The sequence below is a fragment of the Paraburkholderia gardini genome (genome assembly GCF_907164575.1).
GTDB classification, from domain to species: Bacteria; Pseudomonadota; Gammaproteobacteria; order Burkholderiales; family Burkholderiaceae; genus Paraburkholderia; species Paraburkholderia gardini.
In genome coordinates, this window is the sequence record NZ_CAJQYY010000001.1 from 129,486 (window position 1) to 147,541 (window position 18,056).

Genomic DNA, 18,056 nt, shown 5'->3' on the forward strand with positions numbered 1-18,056 from the left:
CTCATGCCTCCGCGCTGCGGCCCTTCAGGGCAAACATGCCCTGCGGACGCTTCTGGATGAACAGCACGATCAGCACGAGCACGGCGATCTTCGCGAGCACGGCGCCCCAGAACGGCTCGATCGCCTTGCTGACGAGGCCCAGCCCAAAGCCGCCAATGACCGTCCCGGCCAGTTGTCCGACGCCGCCCAGCACCACCGCCATGAACGAATCGATGATGTAGCTCTGCCCGAGATCGGGACCGACGTTGCCGATCTGCGAAAGCGCGCAGCCGCCAAGGCCCGCGATGCCGGCGCCGAACGCGAACGCATACGAATCGACGCGCGCGGTCTTCACGCCGACGCACGCAGCCATGCGGCGGTTCTGCGTGACGGCGCGCACAAAGAGACCCAGACGGGTTTTCGTCAGCACGGCCCACGCAATGCCGACGACGATCATCGAGAACGCCAGAATCGCCAGTCGGTTATACGGCAGGATCAAACCCGGCAACGCGGTGACGCCGCCGCTCATCCACGAAGGATTCACCACCTGCACGTTCTGCGCGCCGAACAGCATGCGCGTGGCCTGAATCAGGATCAGGCTGATCCCGAAGGTGGTAAGCAGCGTCTCGAGCGGCCGTCCATACAGATGTTTCAGCACGAGCCGCTCAAGCGCGATGCCGACCAGCGCGGCGGCGGCAAACGAAGCGGGAATCGCAAGGAGCGGATACCAGTCGAACGCGCCGGGTGCGAAGCGCTGCACGAGGTTTTGCACCACGTAAGTCGCATAGGCGCCGATCATCAGGAATTCGCCGTGCGCCATGTTGATCACGCCGATCAGGCCATACGTGATCGCAAGCCCCAGCGCCGCGAGCAGCAGCACGCTGCCAAGCGAAAGACCGGCGAACAGCGTGCCCGCGATCTGGCTGCGTCGCTGGATCGAATCGAGTTCGTCGATACCGGCTTGCGCGGCCGCGCGCACGCGGGCATCGCTTTCGACGAACGTGCCGTCGGGTTTCTTCACGACGAGCGGCCGCAGCAGTTCGTTCATGTCGAGATCGTGCCGCGCGGCGACGAGCTGCACGGCTTCGAGGCGCTTCGCCGCGTCGCTGTCGTGCAGCGCGGTCATCGCCCAGAGCGTATCGAGACGCTTCTTGAGAGTAGGGTCGGTCTCCTTCGCGCGCGCCCGGTCGATCATCGGCTTCATCGCAGCATCCGGGTTCTTCAGCAACGCATCGATCGCGGCACCGCGCGCGGCCGGATCGGCGTCGTCGAGCGCCAGGCCCGACACGGCGCCCGACACCTTCGAGCGCAAAATGTTGTTCAGCGTGACCGGCTGCGCGCCATCGGCGGCAACGGTCTTGCCGGTCACGGCGTCGCGTGCGGTGTCGTTATCCTGAATCAGCATCTCGCCGGAATCGGTCGCGAGTGCGTTGTCTTCAGACAGCGCCTTCAGCAGCGCCAGCGAAGGCGCGTCGTGGCTGGCAATCAGTCTGTCGATGGCGGCGGACTTCGCATCGAAGTCGTCGCCGGCGAGCGGTGCGACATCCGCCGCGCTCAGCGCATGAGCGCTCACCGGCATCAACGCGACGAGCGCGAGGCCGACGCATGCACGCCCTGCTGACCTGAAAGTAAGAAACGCCATGGTGACCTTTGAAGATGAACCGGCAGGGCGGCGCGGCATCGAACGAGAAACGGTGCCGCGCCGTCGTTACAGCGCTATAGCAGTGCTACCCCGAAACCAGCGCGGCGATCACGCCACGCGCGAGCGGCGCAGGAACGCCGGGATCGACGAGACGACGTCCGGCTTGCCGGCGTTGCCCGCGATATACGGGCTCCACGGTTGCGCGCGCACGGTGGTTTTCGTGCGCCACACGACGTTGAACTGGCCGTCGGCGCGCACTTCGCCGATCATCACCGGCTTGTGCAGATGGTGGTTGCCGTCCATCTCGAGCGTGAAGCCCGAGGGCGCCGCCACCTTCTGGCCGATCATCGCGACGCGCACCTTGTCGACATCCGTGCTCTTCGCTTTTTCGACAGCCTGCTTCCACATATGGATGCCGACGAAGGTGGCTTCCATCGGGTCGTTGGTCACGCGTTTCGTGCCGCCTGGCAGGTTCTGCGACTTGACCCACGCGGCCCACTGTTCCTTGAACTTCGTGTTGGCCGGGCTCTTCACCGACATGAAGTAGTTCCACGCAGCCAGATTGCCGACGAGCGGCTTCGTATCGATACCGCGCAACTCCTCTTCGCCCACCGAGAACGCGACGACCGGCACATCCGTCGCCTTCAGCCCCTGGTTGCCGAGCTCCTTGTAGAACGGTACGTTCGAATCGCCGTTGACGGTCGAGATCACGGCCGTCTTGCCGCCCTGCGAGAACGTCTTGATGTTCGCGACGATGGTCTGATAGTCGCTGTGGCCGAACGGCGTATAGACCTCCTGGATGTCGGCTTCCTGCACGCCTTTGTCCTTCAGGAACGCACGCAGGATCTTGTTCGTCGTACGCGGGTACACGTAGTCGGTGCCGAGCAGGAAGAAGCGCCTGGCGCCGCCGCCTTCGGCGCTCATCAGGTATTCGGTGGCCGGGATGGCCTGCTGGTTCGGCGCCGCGCCCGTATAGAACACGTTGCGCGACATTTCCTCGCCTTCGTATTGCACCGGGTAGAAGAGCAGGCCGTTCAGTTCCTCGAACACCGGCAGCACCGATTTGCGCGACACTGATGTCCAGCAGCCGAACACCACGGCGCATTTGTCCTGCGTGAGCAGCTGGCGAGCCTTTTCGGCAAAGAGCGGCCAGTTCGATGCCGGATCGACGATAACCGGTTCGATCTGCCGGCCCATCACGCCACCGCTCTTGTTGATCTCCGCGATGGTCATCAGCGCGGTGTCTTTCAGTGAGGTCTCCGAGATCGCCATCGTGCCCGACAGCGAGTGCAGGATGCCGACCTTGATCGGACCGCTGCTCTGGGCGTTTGCGAAAGGACTCTGGCCCGCGAGCGCGAGTGCGCCCGACATCGAGCCGAATTTCAGCAGACTGCGACGTTTCATCTGTGCTTCCCCTTGCCATCTGGATGGTGACTGATATGGGCGCCGGTATCGGTATCGCGCCGACGGTTTTAAATGCCTCGTGCCCCGTTCCTACTGCAAGGCATATGCCAGGCGGTAAATCATTCCTGAAGACCCCGCAAGGCCGCCGTCATGCGGGCAGGCGTTTCGCGGCGTTATGCGGCTTGGGGACGAAAGTGGTGCACGACCAGACGTTGCGCATCGTGACGGTGCGTGCCGCGCTGCAACCGCGCGCATCCCCTGGGGCGCGGGCGGCGGCGGTGCATCGGGCGCGCGTCGGTGTGCATGCCGTCGCCGCTGCCTGCGCTGAAAGATCCGCTGGAAGACTTGCAGGAAGAGCCGTCGGAAGACCCAGCTTCGAGGAATCAGCGCGAAACCCTTGGAACGCCTGATCCATCAGCCGGCGGCGCAGCCGGATCGCTGGACAGGCGACATCCTGGCGTTGTCGCCGCTCATCATCGATGAAGCGCAGATCGACGAGATCTTCACGACGGTGGCTGAAGTGCTGCGCGAGACCGACTAGCGGCGCGTTTTCGCGGCTGCAATGAAAAACGGGCGTCTCCATTCAGGAGACGCCCGTTTTGACATGCGACGCGGGTGATGGCTCAGTAAGTCGGAACCGACGGATCGACCTGACGCGACCAGGCGTCGATGCCGCCTTGCAGATTGAACACCTTCGTGTGGCCGCGCGATTCGAGGAACATCGCGACCTGCGCGCTGCGTGCGCCGTGGTGGCATACGCAGACGATTTCCGCGTCGTCTTCGAGTTCTTCGCTGCGCGCCGGGATTTCGCGCATCGGAATCGACATGCTGCCGGCGATCTTCGCGGTTTCGATTTCCCAGGGCTCGCGCACGTCGAGCAGGACGGGCGCGGCGCGCGACGTATCAGCGAGCCATTCGGCCAGCGCGGGAGCAGTCAGGTTTTGCATCAGATGAATAGTCCGTGACGTCGATGGGGTCGGGGGTAGCGCTGCTCAGAACTTGAAACGCGGTGGCTGCACGGCGTTGATCAGCGGCTCGACATAGGTTTCGAACACGTCGGCGATGCGGTACTGCTTCTCGTCGATGCGCGTGATGATCTGCGCCTTCATGACGGGCGCCGTGCCGACGAACGCGGCGAGACGGCCGCCCACTTTCAGCTGGTCGAGGATTTCCTGCGGCAGAACCGGCAGGCCGCCCGACACGCAGATCACGTCGTAAGGCGCGGCGCCGGCCCAGCCTCGCGATGCGTCACCGGTGGCGACTTCGGCGTTCAGCACGCCGTTGTTCGCGAGATTCGTGCGGGCGAGTTCGGCGAGTTCCGGCTCGATGTCGATGGTCAGCACGTGATGTGCGCGGTGCGCGAGCAGCGCGGCCATATAGCCTGCGCCTGCACCGATTTCCAGCACGCTTTCGTGTTTCCGGACAGCCAGTTCCTGCAGCACGCGTGCCTCGACGCGCGGCGCCAGCATGTGCTGGCCGGCGGGCAGCGGCACTTCGAAGTCGACGAACGCCACGTTCGCGTAGGCCCGGGGGACGAAGTTCTCACGCTTGACGATCGAGAGCAGGTTCAGCACGTCCTGGTCCAGCACTTCCCAGGGGCGAATCTGCTGTTCGATCATGTTGAAACGCGCTTGCTCGATATTCATGATTGTTTTCGACGGGTTGTGAAATGCAGCCGGAAGGGGTGGGGAACTGCGGGATTGTACCAAACCGGGGGCGGGTTTCGTGTTGGGGCGGGCCGGAGAGCACTCCGCCACCCTCCGTATAAATCCCTACACATTCGACCTTGAGATTCCGCACGATCTCGACCAAAAATGTAATCGATTACATTTTCGGGGACGAACACCGTGTCGAGACCGCGCCAGCGCGACGTTGCATCGCTTCGACCGTCCGACGACATGTCGATTGCCGGCGTCGCCGAGCAGGCCGGCGTCTCCGTCGCCACGGTCTCACGCGTGCTCAACGGGCACTCGAACGTGAGGCCCGAAACGCGTGACCGGGTACTCGCCGCAGTCGAGACAAGCGGTTATCGGGTCAACGAACTCGCGCGCAACCTGCGCACCGCCGAAAGCCGCCTGCTGCTCACGATGGTGCCGGACTTCGGCAATCCGTTTTACGCGGAAGTGGTGCGCGGTATCGATGCCGTCGCGCGTCAGCATGGCTATTTCATGCTGCTCTGCGATACCGGCGCCGATCCCGGCCGCGAGCGCAGCTACTTCGACATGCTGCGCCGCCACCGCGCCGACGGCGCGATCTGCCTCGATCCCGACACGGTTCAGCACGCGCTCGTGGAAGACGCGGGCACGCTGCCGTGGGTCGCGTGCTGCGAGTTCGACGCCGACATGGGCGTGCCGTGGGTCGGCATCGACAACTATCGCGCGGCCGGCGACGCGGTGCGGCATCTGCTGTCGCGCGGACGCCGTCGCATCGGTCTCATCAATTCGGATGACGGTTATCTCTATGCACGTCAGCGTCAGGAAGGCTATCTCGACGCACTGCGCGAGGCCGGCGTGAACCCGCTGCCTGCATGGCGTCGCAACGTCTACAGCCTCGACTACGAAGCCGCCGCCGTGGCTGCCGCAGAACTCGCGCGGCAACCGGGTGAAAGCGCGCCCGATGCGATCTTCGCCGTGTCGGACACGCTCGCGATCGGTGCGATCAACGGCCTGCGCAGCGTCGGCAAACGCACGCCGGCCGATGTCGCGGTGGTCGGCTTCGATGACATCTCGGTGGCCGCGCAGATCGATCCGCCGCTCACCACGATCGCGCAGCCGATGCGCGAACTCGGCGAGACGGCCGCGCGGTTATTGCTCAAGCGTCTCGCGGACCCGGCGGCCAGCGTGCCGGGCGTGTTGTTGCCGCACCGGCTCGTGGTGCGGCTAAGCGCATAACGCGCAACCAGGCAAAGGAGCAACGCGCGCGATGAGTCTCTCGATCCGCTTCGACGATATCCGCAAGGATTTCGGCCCGGTGCGCGTCCTGCACGGCGTGTCGTTCGATCTTGCGCCCGGGCGCATCTACGGCCTGCTTGGCGAGAACGGCGCCGGCAAATCGACGCTGATGAAAATTCTCGCCGGCTACGAAAACGCAACTGAAGGCACGCTGTCCGTCGATGGCATAACGCAGCACTTCACCAGTTCGCGCGATGCGGAAGCTGCGGGCATCGTGCTGATCCACCAGGAATTCAATCTTGCCGATCATCTGTCGATCGTCGAGAACATGTACCTCGGGCACGAGAAAAAGCGCGGCTGGCTGCTCGATGAAGGCGCGATGAAAAAAGAGGCAGCGCGTTATCTCGAACAGGTCGGCCTGAAGAAATCGCCCGACACGCAGGTGCGCAACCTGATCGTCGCGGAAAAGCAGATGGTGGAGATCGCCAAGGCGCTGTCGCGTCGCGCGCGCTTTCTCATCATGGACGAACCGACCGCGACGCTCACGCCCTCGGAAACGGAGCGGCTCTTCACGCTGATGCTGAAACTGAAGGCCGATGGCGTGACGATCGTCTACATCTCGCACAAGCTCGACGAAGTCGAGCACATCACCGACGAGGTCATTGTGATGCGCGACGGCCGCTTCGTCGCGCGTGGCGAAACGTCGAGCCTCGCGCGGCAGCAGATGGCGAACCTGATGGTGGGGCGCGACGTCTCCGACATGTTTCCCGATAAAACCCCGCCTGCGCCGGATGCGCCCATTGCGATGCGTGTGGATGGGCTCGTCGTGCCTGGCTGGGTCGAGTCGCTGTCATTCGAAGTCCGTGCGGGCGAAATACTCGGTTTCGCGGGCCTCGTCGGCGCGGGTCGCACCGAAGCGTTCGAGGCGATGCTCGGCCTGCGCAAACGCACGGGGGGGCGCATCGAGCTCGCGGGGCGCGCAGTCGGGATTCACAATCCGCTCGACGCGATGCGGCATGGCCTCACGTATCTGAGCGAGGACCGCAAGAACAAGGCGCTGCACGTCAATCTGAACCTGCAGGACAACCTGACGCTGATGACGCTCGATCGCTACGCGCATCCGTTCCTCGACGCAAAAGCGGAACGCGCCGCGCTGAAAGCGGGCATCGCCGAATTCGGCATTCGCACGGGCGACCCGTCGATCCGCGCGCGCATGCTGTCGGGCGGCAACCAGCAAAAGCTCGCGCTCGCGAAGTTCCTGCATCCGGACCCGAACGTCGTCGTGCTCGACGAACCGACGCGCGGCGTCGACGTCGGCGCGAAGCGCGACATCTACTTCCTGATTCACCGGCTCGCCGCGCAGGGGCGGGCGGTGATCGTGATCTCGTCCGAGCTGATCGAGCTGATCGGCCTGTGCCATCGCGTCGCCGTGATGCGCACGGGCCGGCTTCAAACGACGCTCACGCTCGACCAGCTAACCGAAGAGGAGTTGATTGCCCATGCAACCGGCACACACTGAACCAGGGCAACCGGGCCGTGCGATGCGCCTCGCGCGCCGGCTGCACGGGCTCGGTCCGCTGCTTGGCCTGATCGTCCTGTGCGTGGGCGGCCAGCTGCTCAACCACGATTTCGCGACCATCGACAACCTCACCAACGTGCTCACGCGCACGTCGTTCATCGGCATCATCGCGGTCGGCATGACGTTCGTGATCATTTCGGGCGGCATCGACCTGTCGGTCGGATCGATGGCCGCGCTGATCGCGGGCAGCATGATCTACACGATGAACGTGCTCGCCCGCGGGATCGACGGCCACATGATCGCGCCGCTCCTGATCGTGATGATCGGCATGGTGCTGGCGCTCGTGCTGGGCGGCGCGTTCGGCATCGCGCACGGCCTGCTGATCACGAAAGGCCCGATCGAGCCGTTCATCGTGACGCTCGGGACGTTCGGCATCTTTCGCGCGGTGCTGACGTGGCTCGCGGACGGCGGCGCGCTTACGCTCGACAACTCGCTCTCCGATCTGTACGGCCCCGTGTATTACGCAAGCGTGTTCGGCGTGCCGATACCGATCTGGGTGTTCCTGATCGTCGCGGCAGGCGGCGCGTTGATCCTGAACCGCACCGCGTTCGGAAGGCACGTGCAGGCGATCGGCTCGAACGAACAGGTCGCGCGCTATGCGGCCATTCGCGTCGATCGCGTGAAGATCGTCACGTACATGCTGCTTGGCATCTGTGTCGGCGTGGCGACGGTGCTGTATGTGCCGCGGCTGGGTTCCGCCACGCCAACCACGGGCCTCCTGTGGGAACTGGAGGCGATTGCCTCGGTGGTCGTCGGCGGTACCGCGCTCAAGGGTGGCGAAGGTCGTGTGCTCGGCACGGTGATCGGCGCCGTGCTGCTTTCGGTGATCGCGAACATTCTCAACCTCACGAGCATCATCAGCGTGTATCTGAACGCGGCGGTGCAAGGCGTCGTCATCATCATCGTCGCGTTCCTGCAGCGCGGACGGCGCTGATCGAACATGCAACCACGAGAGCAAACGGTAAATCGCAGGCAGCAGGCAGCTTGAACCGCAGTACCCGGCGCATTGCCGGCACCTCAAAAACCGGGCGTACGACGCGCCCTACGACAGGAGACACAACATGAAGCAGGTCATTCGGGCGATCAGTGCCGGCGTGCTGGCGTTGGGCATTCTCGGTACGGCGGGCGCGGCACGGGCGGACGACAAGGTCATATTGGGCGTCGCGATTCCGACGGCCGATCACGGCTTCACGGGCGGCATCGTCTGGTGGGCGAACAAGGCGAAGACGGACATGGAGAAGGCGCATCCGGATCTGAAGGTGATCCTGAAGTCGTCGGCGAGCGCGCCGGAGCAGGCGAACCAGTTGCAGGATCTGGTGACCGTCAACCATATCAACGCGCTCGTGATCTTCCCGCATGAATCGGCTTCGCTCACGCAGCCGGTCGCGCAGGTGAAGAAGAAGGGCGTCTACGTGACGGTGGTCGATCGCGGCCTCACCGACACAAGCGCACAGGACGCGTACGTCGCGGGCGACAACACCGCGTTTGGCCGGCTCGCGGGCGAATACTTCTGCAAGTCGCTCAACGGCAAGGGCGACATCGTCGCGCTGCGCGGCATTCCGACCACGCTGGATAACGAGCGCTACAACGCGTTCACGAAGGCGTTGTCGGCGTGTCCGGGCGTGAAGGTGCTGGACGCGAAATACGCGAACTGGAATCGCGACGATGCGTTCAAGGTGATGCAGGATTACCTGACGCGCTTCAGGCACATCGATGCGGTGTGGTCGGCCGATGACGACATGTCGGTTGGCGTGCTGAAGGCCATCGATCAGGCGAAGCGCACCGACATCAAGGAAGTACTGGGCGGCGCGGGGTCGAAGGACATGATCAAGCGCGTGATGGATGGCGACAAGATCATCAACGCCGATGTGACTTACTCGCCGAAATTCATCTACGACGCGATCAAGCTCACCGCCGAAGCGCGCCTGAAGGGCGAAAAGCTGCCGGCGACGACGATCGTGCCTTCGGTGCTCGTCACGAAAGACAACGCGAAGGAATACTACTTCCCGGACTCGCCGTTCTGACGGCTTGCGCGTTGCCGCGCGCGTGCGATGTGCGTTAAACGCATCGCACGCGCGGGGCGCTCAGGATGTCGAACGCACGAATTCACTATCCGTTTCCGAGGAGCCGCACGATGAAAACCATCAAAGGGCCGGCGATCTATCTGGCCCAGTTCCTGGGCGACAAGGCGCCCTTCGATAACCTCGACAATCTCGCGACGTGGGCCGCGAAGCTGGGCTACAAAGGCATCCAGGTGCCTGCGGATGCACGCTTGATCGACCTCGAAAAGGCCGCCTCGAGCCAGACGTACTGCGACGAACTGCTCGGCACGGTCGCGGACGCCGGCGTCGAGATCACCGAACTGGCGACGCATCTGCAAGGGCAACTGGTGGCCGTGCATCCGGCCTACGACCAGCTGTTCGACGGGTTTGCCGCGCCGCATGTGCGCGGCAATCCGGCGGCGCGTACCGAATGGGCGATCCAGCAGCTGAAACTCGCGGCACAGGCGTCGCGCCGTCTCGGGCTCGACACGCACGTGTCGTTCTCGGGCGCGCTCGCATGGCCGTACATGTATCCGTGGCCGCAGCGGCCAGCCGGTCTCGTCGAGGCCGCGTTCGATGAACTCGCGCGCCGCTGGCAGCCGATTCTCGATGCGTTCGACGAGGTCGGTGTCGACGTCGCGTACGAACTGCATCCGGGCGAAGATCTTTACGACGGCGTGACGTTCGAGCGCTTTCTGGAGCGCGTGAACGGACATCGTCGCGCGAACATCCTGTTCGATCCGAGCCACTACGTGTTGCAGCAGCTCGATTACCTGTCGTTCATCGATATCTATCACGAGCGCATCAAGGTTTTTCACGTGAAGGATGCGGAGTTTCGTCCTACGGGCAGGGCCGGCGTCTATGGCAGCTATAGCGACTGGATCGACCGGCCGGGACGCTTTCGCTCGCTTGGCGACGGGCAGATCGACTTCGGCGCGATCTTCTCGAAGATGGCGCAGTACGACTATCCGGGCTGGGCGGTGCTCGAATGGGAATGCGCGCTGAAGCATCCGGAAGACGGCGCGCGCGAAGGCGCGGAGTTCATTCGCCGGCACATCATTCGCGTCGCCGAAAAATCGTTCGACGACTTCGCGGACAGCGGCGTCGATCAGGCGCAGATCAAAAAGGTGCTGGGGCTGTGATCGGCGCGGCATCAGTCAGGCATCCAGGAGCATCCGATGACACGTAAATTGCGGTTGGGCATGGTCGGCGGCGGGCAGGGCGCTTTTATCGGCGCCGTGCACCGGATCGCCGCGCGCCTCGACGACCGGTTCGAACTCGTGGCGGGCGCGCTTTCTTCCGACGCGGCGCGCGCGCAGGCAAGCGCCGCGGAAGTAGGCATCGCGCGCAGCTATGCGGACTGGCGCGAGATGGCGAAGGCTGAAGCGGCTCGCGACGACGGCATCGACGCCGTCGCGATCGTCACGCCGAATCATTTGCACGCGCCGGTCGCAACGGCATTTCTCGAAGCCGGTATTCACGTGATCTGCGACAAGCCGCTCGCGATTTCGCTGGCGGAAGGTGAAGCGCTCGCGAAGCTCGCGCGCGAGAAGAAAAAGCTGTTCGCGCTGACGCACACATACTCGGGTTATCCGATGGTGCGTCATGCACGCGAACTCGTCGACGCGGGCGAACTGGGCGATATCCGCGTCGTGCAGGTCGAGTACGCGCAGGACTGGCTGGCCGAGCCGATCGAAAACACCGGCACGAACAAGCAGGCGGGATGGCGCACGGACCCGGCGCAATCGGGACCCGCCGGATGCCTGGGCGATATCGGCACGCACGCGTACCACCTCGCCGCGTTCGTGACGGGCATGGTGCCGAAGGAACTGTCAGCGGAAGTGCACACGTTCGTGCCGGGCAGGAAGCTTGACGATCACGTGCAGGTGATGCTGCGTTACGCGAGCGGCGCGCGCGGCATGCTGTGGGCGAGCCAGGTGGCGAGCGGCGCCGAGAACGCGTTGCGTCTGCGAGTGTACGGCACGAAGGCAGGGCTCGCGTTCGATCAGGAATATCCGAACGATCTGTGGTTCACGCCGCTGGGCGGTACGGCTCGCCGGCTGACGCGCGGACGCGTCCAAAGCGCGATTGCCGCGCACGCGACGCGCGTGCCGCCGGGGCACCCGGAAGGCTACCTCGAAGCGTTCGCGCAGTTGTATCTCGATGCGGCATTGCAGATCGAGGCGCTCGATGCGGGGCAGCCGGTGCCGCCCGAAAGCCGTTTGCTGACGACGGTCGACGATGGCGTTGAAGGCATGCGTTTTATCGAAGCCGTGCTAAAGAGCAGCGCGATGAACGCGCAGTATCGGGAAGTGGGCAACGGTTGAGGGCTTCGGGAGACAAGCTGGCCTGCGATTGCCCCTACTGCTGATGAGCCACTTCATGACCGCTGACCGGGAGACTGGCGCGCCCCAGCCATATGTAGTAACATTGCTACATATATTGAAAGGACAATGTGCGATGAGCGTTATCACCATGAGTAGCCGCGAGTTTAACCAGTCGGCCAGCGAGGCAAAGAAAGCGTCTTTAGACGGCCCGGTGTTTATCACGGATCGCGGTAAGCCTTCGCATGTACTTCTGAGCATCGACGAATACCGGAAGCTTGCTGGCGGAATGACAACGCTAGCCGATGCGCTCGCACAACGGGGCGAGGTCGATATTGAATTCGACGTGCCGCGCGTCGGTGGACTCTATCGGGCAGCAGACCTTTCCTGATGTTCCTCCTCGACACAAACGTTGTTTCCGAATTGCGTGTGCCGAAACGGGCCGACATAAACGTGCTCGCGTGGGCGTCTTCTCAGCCCGTGGCTGCGCAATTCCTTTCCGCTATTACCGTTCTCGAACTCGAGCTTGGTGTCTTGCGGATGGAGCGTAAAGATGCCGTCCAGGGTGCCGCTCTGCGCACCTGGCTCGATGGGCAGGTTCTGCCTCAATTCGCGGGACGCGTGCTGGCATTTGACCAATCGGTGGCAATGCGGTGTGCAAAGCTACACGTTCCTGATCCTCGCGCCGAACGTGACGCAGTCATCGCCGCAACGGCGCTTGTGCATGGCATGACTGTCGTTACCCGTAACACCGATGATTTCATATTGACCGGTGTCCCGCTTTTGAATCCGTGGAAATGAGAGGGCATGGAAAAAGCAAACGGCTCTGGTGCAAATTGGCTCGCGGAATCGGTCAGCGTTGTCAGCCTCACGAATGGGTGGGCGATGCCAGGCAAGCGGAAAGGTCGGGAGGGATTGCCGCTGGCCGCCTGATCATGCCGCCGATCGCTCGTACACCAGATCTGACAATAGCTTGGGGCTTCGTGCCCGCGCCATCAACGCACGGTAAGATACATCACCTCATCTTTCCACGGGCGCGCGCATGTCGGCCAATATTGCCTCCATCGATCCTGTCAAAGGTTCCGCCCCGCGCAAACGCATCGTGTTGCTGGTCGGCGCGACGGGGCTGGTCGGCAGTGCATGCCTGAAGCTGCTCGCACGCGATCCGCGCGTCGCCGAAGTGCGCCTGCTCGTGCGGCGCGCGTCGGGCGCGGGCATCGCGGGAATCGCCGGGCACGCGAACCGTGTGATCGAGCAGGCCGTCGATTTCGACCGGCTAGACAGCCTGGCCAGCAGCGCTGATCTCTTCGCCGTCGATGCAGTGATCTGCGCATTGGGCACGACGATACGGACCGCTGGCTCGCAAGCAGCGTTTCGCAAGGTCGATTACGAGTATCCGTTGCGCGTCGGTGCGCTCGCGCGCCGGCACGGCGCGTCGCGCTATGCGCTCGTGAGCGCCATCGGCGCGAGTCCGCGGGCACGCACGTTCTATAGTCGGGTGAAGGGCGAGGTCGAAGCCGGTGCGCTGGGTCTCGGCTTTCCGGCCGTCACGATCGTGCGGCCGTCTTTCCTGATGGGGGAGCGTGCAGAAAGCCGGCCGCTGGAAAGCATCGCGCGCCGCCTGGGCGTGATTCTGCCGCTCAAGTGGCGCTCGATTGCCGCCGACGATGTCGCGCGCGCTCTGGTTGACGCTGCGTTAAGCGATACGCAAGGCGTCACGATCATCGAAAACGACGCGCTGCATCGCGGCGCTCCTGCGCCTTAGCGCTTGCTGTTCTTGATCTGCTCTTCGAGCGCGAGGTCGAACTTGCTTGCCTTGCGCGGCTTTTGCGGGCCGAATGCGTCGACGAACTTGACGAAGTCGTCGAGCGTCAGCGGATCGGAGACTTTCTTGTCGCTGCCCGACGATTTGTCGACGAGATAGAAGAGACCGCCGGAAAGGCTGATCGCCGAAAATTGCGGGTTGCCGGTGCGGGTTTTCAGCCGCTCGACGGCATGGATGGCTCGGGTAGTACGCATGATTTCAGCTACGGTGTGAAGACGCACACTGTATCAGTAACTCAGTAGCGGGCGCGGCGGGCGGCGCGAACGGCACGCACCGCCCGCCATCGAACCTTACTGGCTCAGATACGTGAACTTGCCATCCTTGATGATGCCCATCACGCTCGCGCGCTGGTCGAGGCCCACGTGGTCCTTCACGCTCGTGTTGACCACACCGTTCGGCACGACGAGTTCATGCGCGTGTTCGAGCTCGCTGCGCAGCGCGGCGCGAAACGCGGGCGTGCCCGGCTGCGCCGTTTTTAGCGCGCGCGTCACTGCGTCGACGAGGCGCGGATAGACGCCCGCCGCATCGCCCGCGAACTGCGTGACGCTATTCGGGCCGTATTGCGCTTCATATGCGGCGACGAACGCCATCGCGGCCTTCTTCGCGGGATGATCCGCCGGCAGCGTGCGCGCGACGACGACCGGCTGCGTCGGGAACAGCGTGCCTTCGACATCCTTGCCGCCGAGCTTGATGAATTCCGGCGTGGCGATGCCGTGCGTCTGGTAGATCGGCCCCTTGAAGCCGCGCTCGACGAGCGTGCGTTGCGGCAGCACGCTCGGCGTGCCCGCGCCCGCGACGAGAATCGCATCGGGTTTCGCCGCCATCAGCTTCAGCACCTGGCCGGTGACGCTCGCATCGGTCCGGTTGAAGCGCTCCGTCGCCACCACCTGGATGTGCCGCAGCGTCGCGAACTTCGTGAATTCGTTGAGCCAGCTGTCGCCGTAACTGTCCGCGAAGCCGATGAAGCCCACCGTCCTCACGTTGTGGTTCGACATGTAGCGCGTCATCACGTCAGCCATCGCGCTGTCGGTCTGCGCCATCTTGAAGGCCCACACGCGCTTGCCTTCCTGCGGCTCGACCACGCTTGCCGAACCGATCAGCGTGATCATCGGCGTCTGGCTTTCCGCGACGGGATCGAGCGCGGCCAGCGCCGCGGGCGTGACGTTCGGGCCGACGATCACGTCGACGTGGTCTTCGCTGATGAGCTTGCGGATGTTGCGCACCGCGACGCCCGGATCGGAGCCGTCGTCGAGGATGATGTATTCGGCTTTCTGGCCGGCAATCGTCTTCGGCCACATCAGCATCGCGTTCTTGCTGGTGATGCCGATGGCGGCGGCGGGGCCCGTGCTGGACAGATCGATGCCGACCTTGATGTCGGCGTGGGCGACCGTGCTGACCACGAGTGCCGCGGCAGCGGCGACGTAGCGCAGGTTCTTTTTGTACGACGTGAAGCTCATCGGTTGGGTCTCCATGGCGGAATCGAAACAGCGATTGTTATAAAACCGGACAGAGGGTGTTTCAAAGCTCGTAGGATTCGTGCTCGCCCTTTAGCGCCTGTTCGATCAGCCGGCGGTTCAGGCTCGGCGAGAGCAGCTCCACCAGCGTATACACATAGCTGCGCAGATACGCGCCGTGTTTGAGCGCCACGCGCGTCACGTTGCTGCCGAACAGATGGCCGACCGGCATCGCACGCAGATGACGGTCGCGCTCCGCGTTGAACGCGATATCCGCCATGATCCCGACGCCAAGACCCAGCTCGACGTAGGTCTTGATCACGTCGGCGTCGATCGCCTCGAGCACGATGTCCGGATGCAGGCCGCGCAGACGGAACGCCTCGTTGATCTTCGTGCGGCCCGCGAACGCGTTGTCGTACGTAATCATCGGATATTGCGTAAGGTCGTCGAGGGAAAGCTGCTTGCGGTCCAGCAACGGGTGATCCGGCTGCATGACGGCGACGTGATGCCACGAAAAGCAGGGCAGCGAGACCAGTTCCTTATAGTCCGCGATCGCCTCGGTGGCGATCGCCAGGTCCGCCTGGTCGTGGATGACCATTTCGGCAACCTGCGTCGGGCTGCCTTGCAGAATCGAAAGGTGGACCTTGGGAAAGCGCTTCTTGAATTCGGCGATGGCGGCCGGCAGCGAATAGCGCGCCTGCGTGTGCGTGGCGGCGATGACGAGATTGCCCTGATCCTGCGCTGCGTAATCTTTACCAACGCGCTTGAGGCTTTCCACTTCCTGCAGGATCTTTTCAACCGACTGAAGAATGATCCGGCCCGGCTCGGTCAGCGAGCGGACGCGTTTGCCGTGCCGTGTGAAGATTTCGACGCCCAGTTCGTCTTCGAGCTCGATAATTGCCTTGGAGACGCCTGGCTGGCTTGTAAACAGCGCCTTGGCGGCTTCCGTGAGGTTGAAGTTCTGCCGGACCGCCTCGCGCACGAAGCGAAACTGGTGCAGGTTCATTTATAACCTCTTAGCATATGAAAACAATTTTTAAGTCGTTTGAAATATAAGGGGAGTTTATTACGATTTGTCCAACTTTTCCAATATGGATATCTGTATTTGTCATAAGCAAATGAAGGATGCGTCTAAAACCTTCTTCCGCTTGCGCTGACAGACACCGGTAGACAGGGCGTGGCGCCACCGGAACGCCGTGCGGTTACGAAAAAATGGGGTCCCCGAATGTACCAATACGATCAGTACGACCAGACCATCGTTGACGAACGCGTCGCGCAATACGCCGACCAGGTTCGTCGCCGGCTGTCAGGCGAATTGAGCGAAGAAGAGTTCCGTCCGCTGCGTCTGCAGAACGGCCTCTATATGCAGCGCCATGCCTACATGCACCGCATCGCGATTCCTTACGGCAATCTGCGCAGCGACCAGTTGCGCATGCTTGCCCGCATCGCGCGCGAACACGACCGCGGCTACGGCCACTTTTCCACGCGCTCGAACATCCAGTACAACTGGATCAAGCTCGAGGAAACGCCGGAAATTCTCGCGAAACTCGCGTCTGTCCAGATGCACGCCATCCAGACCTCGGGTAACTGCATCCGCAACATCACCGCGGACCAGTTCGCCGGCGTTGCACCGGACGAGATCATCGATCCGCGTCCATGGGCTGAAATCCTGCGTCAGTGGTCGACGTTCCATCCGGAATTCGCGTGGCTGCCGCGCAAGTTCAAGATCGCCGTCTCGGGTTCGAAGGAAGATCGCGCGGCCGTGCAGGTGCATGATCTGGGTGTCTATCTGAAGAAGAACGAGCAGGGCGAAGTGGTCGCGAGCATCCTGGCCGGCGGTGGCCTGGGCCGCACGCCGATCGTTGGCGCGATCATCCGCGAAGACCTGCCGTGGCAGCATCTGCTGACTTACTGCGAAGCTGTTCTGCGCGTGTATAACCGCTACGGCCGTCGCGACAACATGTACAAGGCGCGCATCAAGATTCTCGTGAAGGCCTTGAGCCCTGAGAAATTCTCGAAGCAGGTCGAGGAAGAATGGCAGCACCTGAAGGACGGTCCTTCGACGCTCACGCAGGCTGAACTCGATCGCGTGTCGCAATACTTCGTGCCGCCGGTGTATGAAAAGCTGGCGGACACCGATACCGCATTCGAAAACCATCTGCTCGAAAACCGCGCGTTCGCGCGCTGGGTCGAGCGCAACGTGCGTCCGCACAAGGTGGCGGGCTATGCGTCGGTCACGCTTTCGCTGAAGCCGGCCACCATCGCCCCGGGCGACGCCACGGATGCGCAGATGGAAGCCGTCGCCGACTGGGCCGACAAATACTCGTTCGGCGAGATCCGCGTGTCGCACGAACAGAACCTGATTCTCGCGAACGTGAAGAAGCGCGATCTGTTCGAATTGTGGGAGCTGGCCAAGGCACAAGGGTTCGCCACGCCGAACATCGGCCTGCTGACCGACATCATCGCGTGCCCGGGCGGCGATTTCTGCTCGCTCGCGAACGCGAAGTCGATTCCGATCGCGATGGCGATCCAGGAACGCTTCAACGATCTCGACTTTGTCTACGATCTCGGCGACATTTCGCTGAATATCTCGGGTTGCATCAACGCGTGCGGTCACCACCACGTCGGCAACATCGGCGTGCTGGGCGTCGACAAGGACGGCTCCGAATGGTACCAGGTGACGCTCGGCGGCGAACAGAGCACGGGAGCGACCGGCGCGCATCTGGGCCGCGTGATCGGCCCGTCGTTCTCGGCGGAAGAAATGCCGGACGTAGTGTCGAAGGTGATCGATACGTTCGTGGAAAACCGTATCGACGGCGAACGTTTCATCGACACGTATGGCCGCATCGGCATCACGCCGTTCAAGGAGCGCGTGTACGCATCGCGCCAGCCGGCTCACGCTTAACCCGCGATACA

Annotated in this window: 17 protein-coding genes and 1 pseudogene; 11 read left to right on the forward strand and 7 right to left on the reverse strand. The window is 63.2% G+C overall.

Translation table 11 applies throughout. The annotated features are described in order from the left end of the window. Position 1: 1 nt before the first annotated feature. A complete protein-coding gene (gene urtB / locus LPA34_RS00575; RefSeq protein WP_228973815.1) occupies positions 2–1,621 on the reverse strand; it encodes an urea ABC transporter permease subunit UrtB in 1,620 nt (539 codons plus the stop codon). 108 nt (positions 1,622–1,729) lie between these two features. Beyond that, entirely contained in the window at positions 1,730–3,025 is a 1,296-nt protein-coding gene (gene urtA, locus LPA34_RS00580; RefSeq protein ID WP_228973816.1) for an urea ABC transporter substrate-binding protein, read from the reverse strand. A 436-nt stretch (positions 3,026–3,461) separates the two neighbouring features. Here urtA and LPA34_RS00585 point away from each other — a divergent pair. Beyond that, positions 3,462–3,566: pseudogene (locus LPA34_RS00585) on the forward strand (aminotransferase class III-fold pyridoxal phosphate-dependent enzyme); the annotation flags it as partial. Between the two features lie 82 nt (positions 3,567–3,648). On the opposite strand, the gene LPA34_RS00590 reads toward LPA34_RS00585, so the two are convergent. Together LPA34_RS00590 and LPA34_RS00595 are read right to left on the reverse strand one after the other, a co-directional pair. Next, the gene (locus LPA34_RS00590) at positions 3,649–3,972 is read right to left on the reverse strand and encodes a rhodanese-like domain-containing protein (protein WP_228973818.1); all 324 of its coding nucleotides are present in this window, start codon (positions 3,970–3,972) and stop codon (positions 3,649–3,651) included. Positions 3,973–4,017: 45 nt separating this feature from the next. Further along, entirely contained in the window at positions 4,018–4,671 is a 654-nt protein-coding gene (locus tag LPA34_RS00595; RefSeq protein ID WP_228973820.1) for a protein-L-isoaspartate O-methyltransferase family protein, read from the reverse strand. A gap of 252 nt (positions 4,672–4,923) precedes the next feature. Here LPA34_RS00595 and LPA34_RS00600 point away from each other — a divergent pair, with 252 nt between their 5' ends. The 9 genes from LPA34_RS00600 to LPA34_RS00640 all read left to right on the forward strand — a co-directional run bounded on the left by LPA34_RS00600 (position 4,924) and on the right by LPA34_RS00640 (position 13,626). After that, positions 4,924–5,916: a LacI family DNA-binding transcriptional regulator gene (locus LPA34_RS00600; RefSeq protein WP_228974166.1), complete on the forward strand. Its 993-nt coding sequence runs from the start codon at positions 4,924–4,926 to the stop codon at positions 5,914–5,916. A gap of 31 nt (positions 5,917–5,947) precedes the next feature. Continuing rightward, positions 5,948–7,435, forward strand: a complete 1,488-nt coding sequence (locus tag LPA34_RS00605) for a sugar ABC transporter ATP-binding protein (RefSeq protein ID WP_228973822.1) — start codon at positions 5,948–5,950, stop codon at positions 7,433–7,435. Continuing rightward, positions 7,416–8,429: an ABC transporter permease gene (locus LPA34_RS00610; protein WP_228973825.1), complete on the forward strand. Its 1,014-nt coding sequence runs from the start codon at positions 7,416–7,418 to the stop codon at positions 8,427–8,429. Before LPA34_RS00605 ends, LPA34_RS00610 begins: the two co-directional genes overlap by 20 nt. 127 nt (positions 8,430–8,556) lie before the next feature. Beyond that, positions 8,557–9,519 (forward strand): substrate-binding domain-containing protein, encoded by a 963-nt coding sequence (locus LPA34_RS00615; protein WP_228973827.1) that lies wholly within the window; start codon positions 8,557–8,559, stop codon positions 9,517–9,519. A gap of 110 nt (positions 9,520–9,629) precedes the next feature. Next, on the forward strand, positions 9,630–10,679 hold the full coding sequence (locus LPA34_RS00620) for a sugar phosphate isomerase/epimerase family protein (RefSeq protein ID WP_228973829.1): 1,050 nt from the start codon (positions 9,630–9,632) through the stop codon (positions 10,677–10,679). A 36-nt stretch (positions 10,680–10,715) separates the two neighbouring features. Beyond that, complete coding sequence (locus LPA34_RS00625; protein ID WP_228973832.1) at positions 10,716–11,864, forward strand: Gfo/Idh/MocA family protein; 1,149 nt, start codon at positions 10,716–10,718, stop codon at positions 11,862–11,864. A 133-nt stretch (positions 11,865–11,997) separates the two neighbouring features. Beyond that, positions 11,998–12,252, forward strand: coding sequence for a type II toxin-antitoxin system Phd/YefM family antitoxin (locus LPA34_RS00630; protein WP_228973834.1), 255 nt, complete (start codon positions 11,998–12,000; stop codon positions 12,250–12,252). Continuing rightward, a complete protein-coding gene (locus LPA34_RS00635) occupies positions 12,249–12,662 on the forward strand; it encodes a type II toxin-antitoxin system VapC family toxin (RefSeq protein ID WP_228974168.1) in 414 nt (137 codons plus the stop codon). The genes LPA34_RS00630 and LPA34_RS00635 overlap by 4 nt, the downstream gene beginning before the upstream one ends. Before the next feature lie 241 nt (positions 12,663–12,903). Beyond that, entirely contained in the window at positions 12,904–13,626 is a 723-nt protein-coding gene (locus LPA34_RS00640; RefSeq protein WP_228973835.1) for an NAD(P)H-binding protein, read from the forward strand. On the opposite strand, the gene LPA34_RS00645 is transcribed toward LPA34_RS00640, so the two are convergent. The 3 genes from LPA34_RS00645 to LPA34_RS00655 form a co-directional block, all read right to left on the reverse strand. After that, entirely contained in the window at positions 13,623–13,880 is a 258-nt protein-coding gene (locus LPA34_RS00645; protein ID WP_228973837.1) for a hypothetical protein, read from the reverse strand. The genes LPA34_RS00640 and LPA34_RS00645 overlap by 4 nt on opposite strands. A 96-nt stretch (positions 13,881–13,976) precedes the next feature. After that, positions 13,977–15,158, reverse strand: coding sequence for an ABC transporter substrate-binding protein (locus tag LPA34_RS00650; RefSeq protein WP_411178723.1), 1,182 nt, complete (start codon positions 15,156–15,158; stop codon positions 13,977–13,979). A gap of 46 nt (positions 15,159–15,204) precedes the next feature. Continuing rightward, entirely contained in the window at positions 15,205–16,146 is a 942-nt protein-coding gene (locus LPA34_RS00655; protein ID WP_228973840.1) for a CysB family HTH-type transcriptional regulator, read from the reverse strand. A gap of 219 nt (positions 16,147–16,365) precedes the next feature. Between LPA34_RS00655 and LPA34_RS00660 the strand changes: the two genes are divergently transcribed. After that, positions 16,366–18,045: a nitrite/sulfite reductase gene (locus LPA34_RS00660; RefSeq protein WP_228973842.1), complete on the forward strand. Its 1,680-nt coding sequence runs from the start codon at positions 16,366–16,368 to the stop codon at positions 18,043–18,045. Positions 18,046–18,056: the final 11 nt, after the last annotated feature.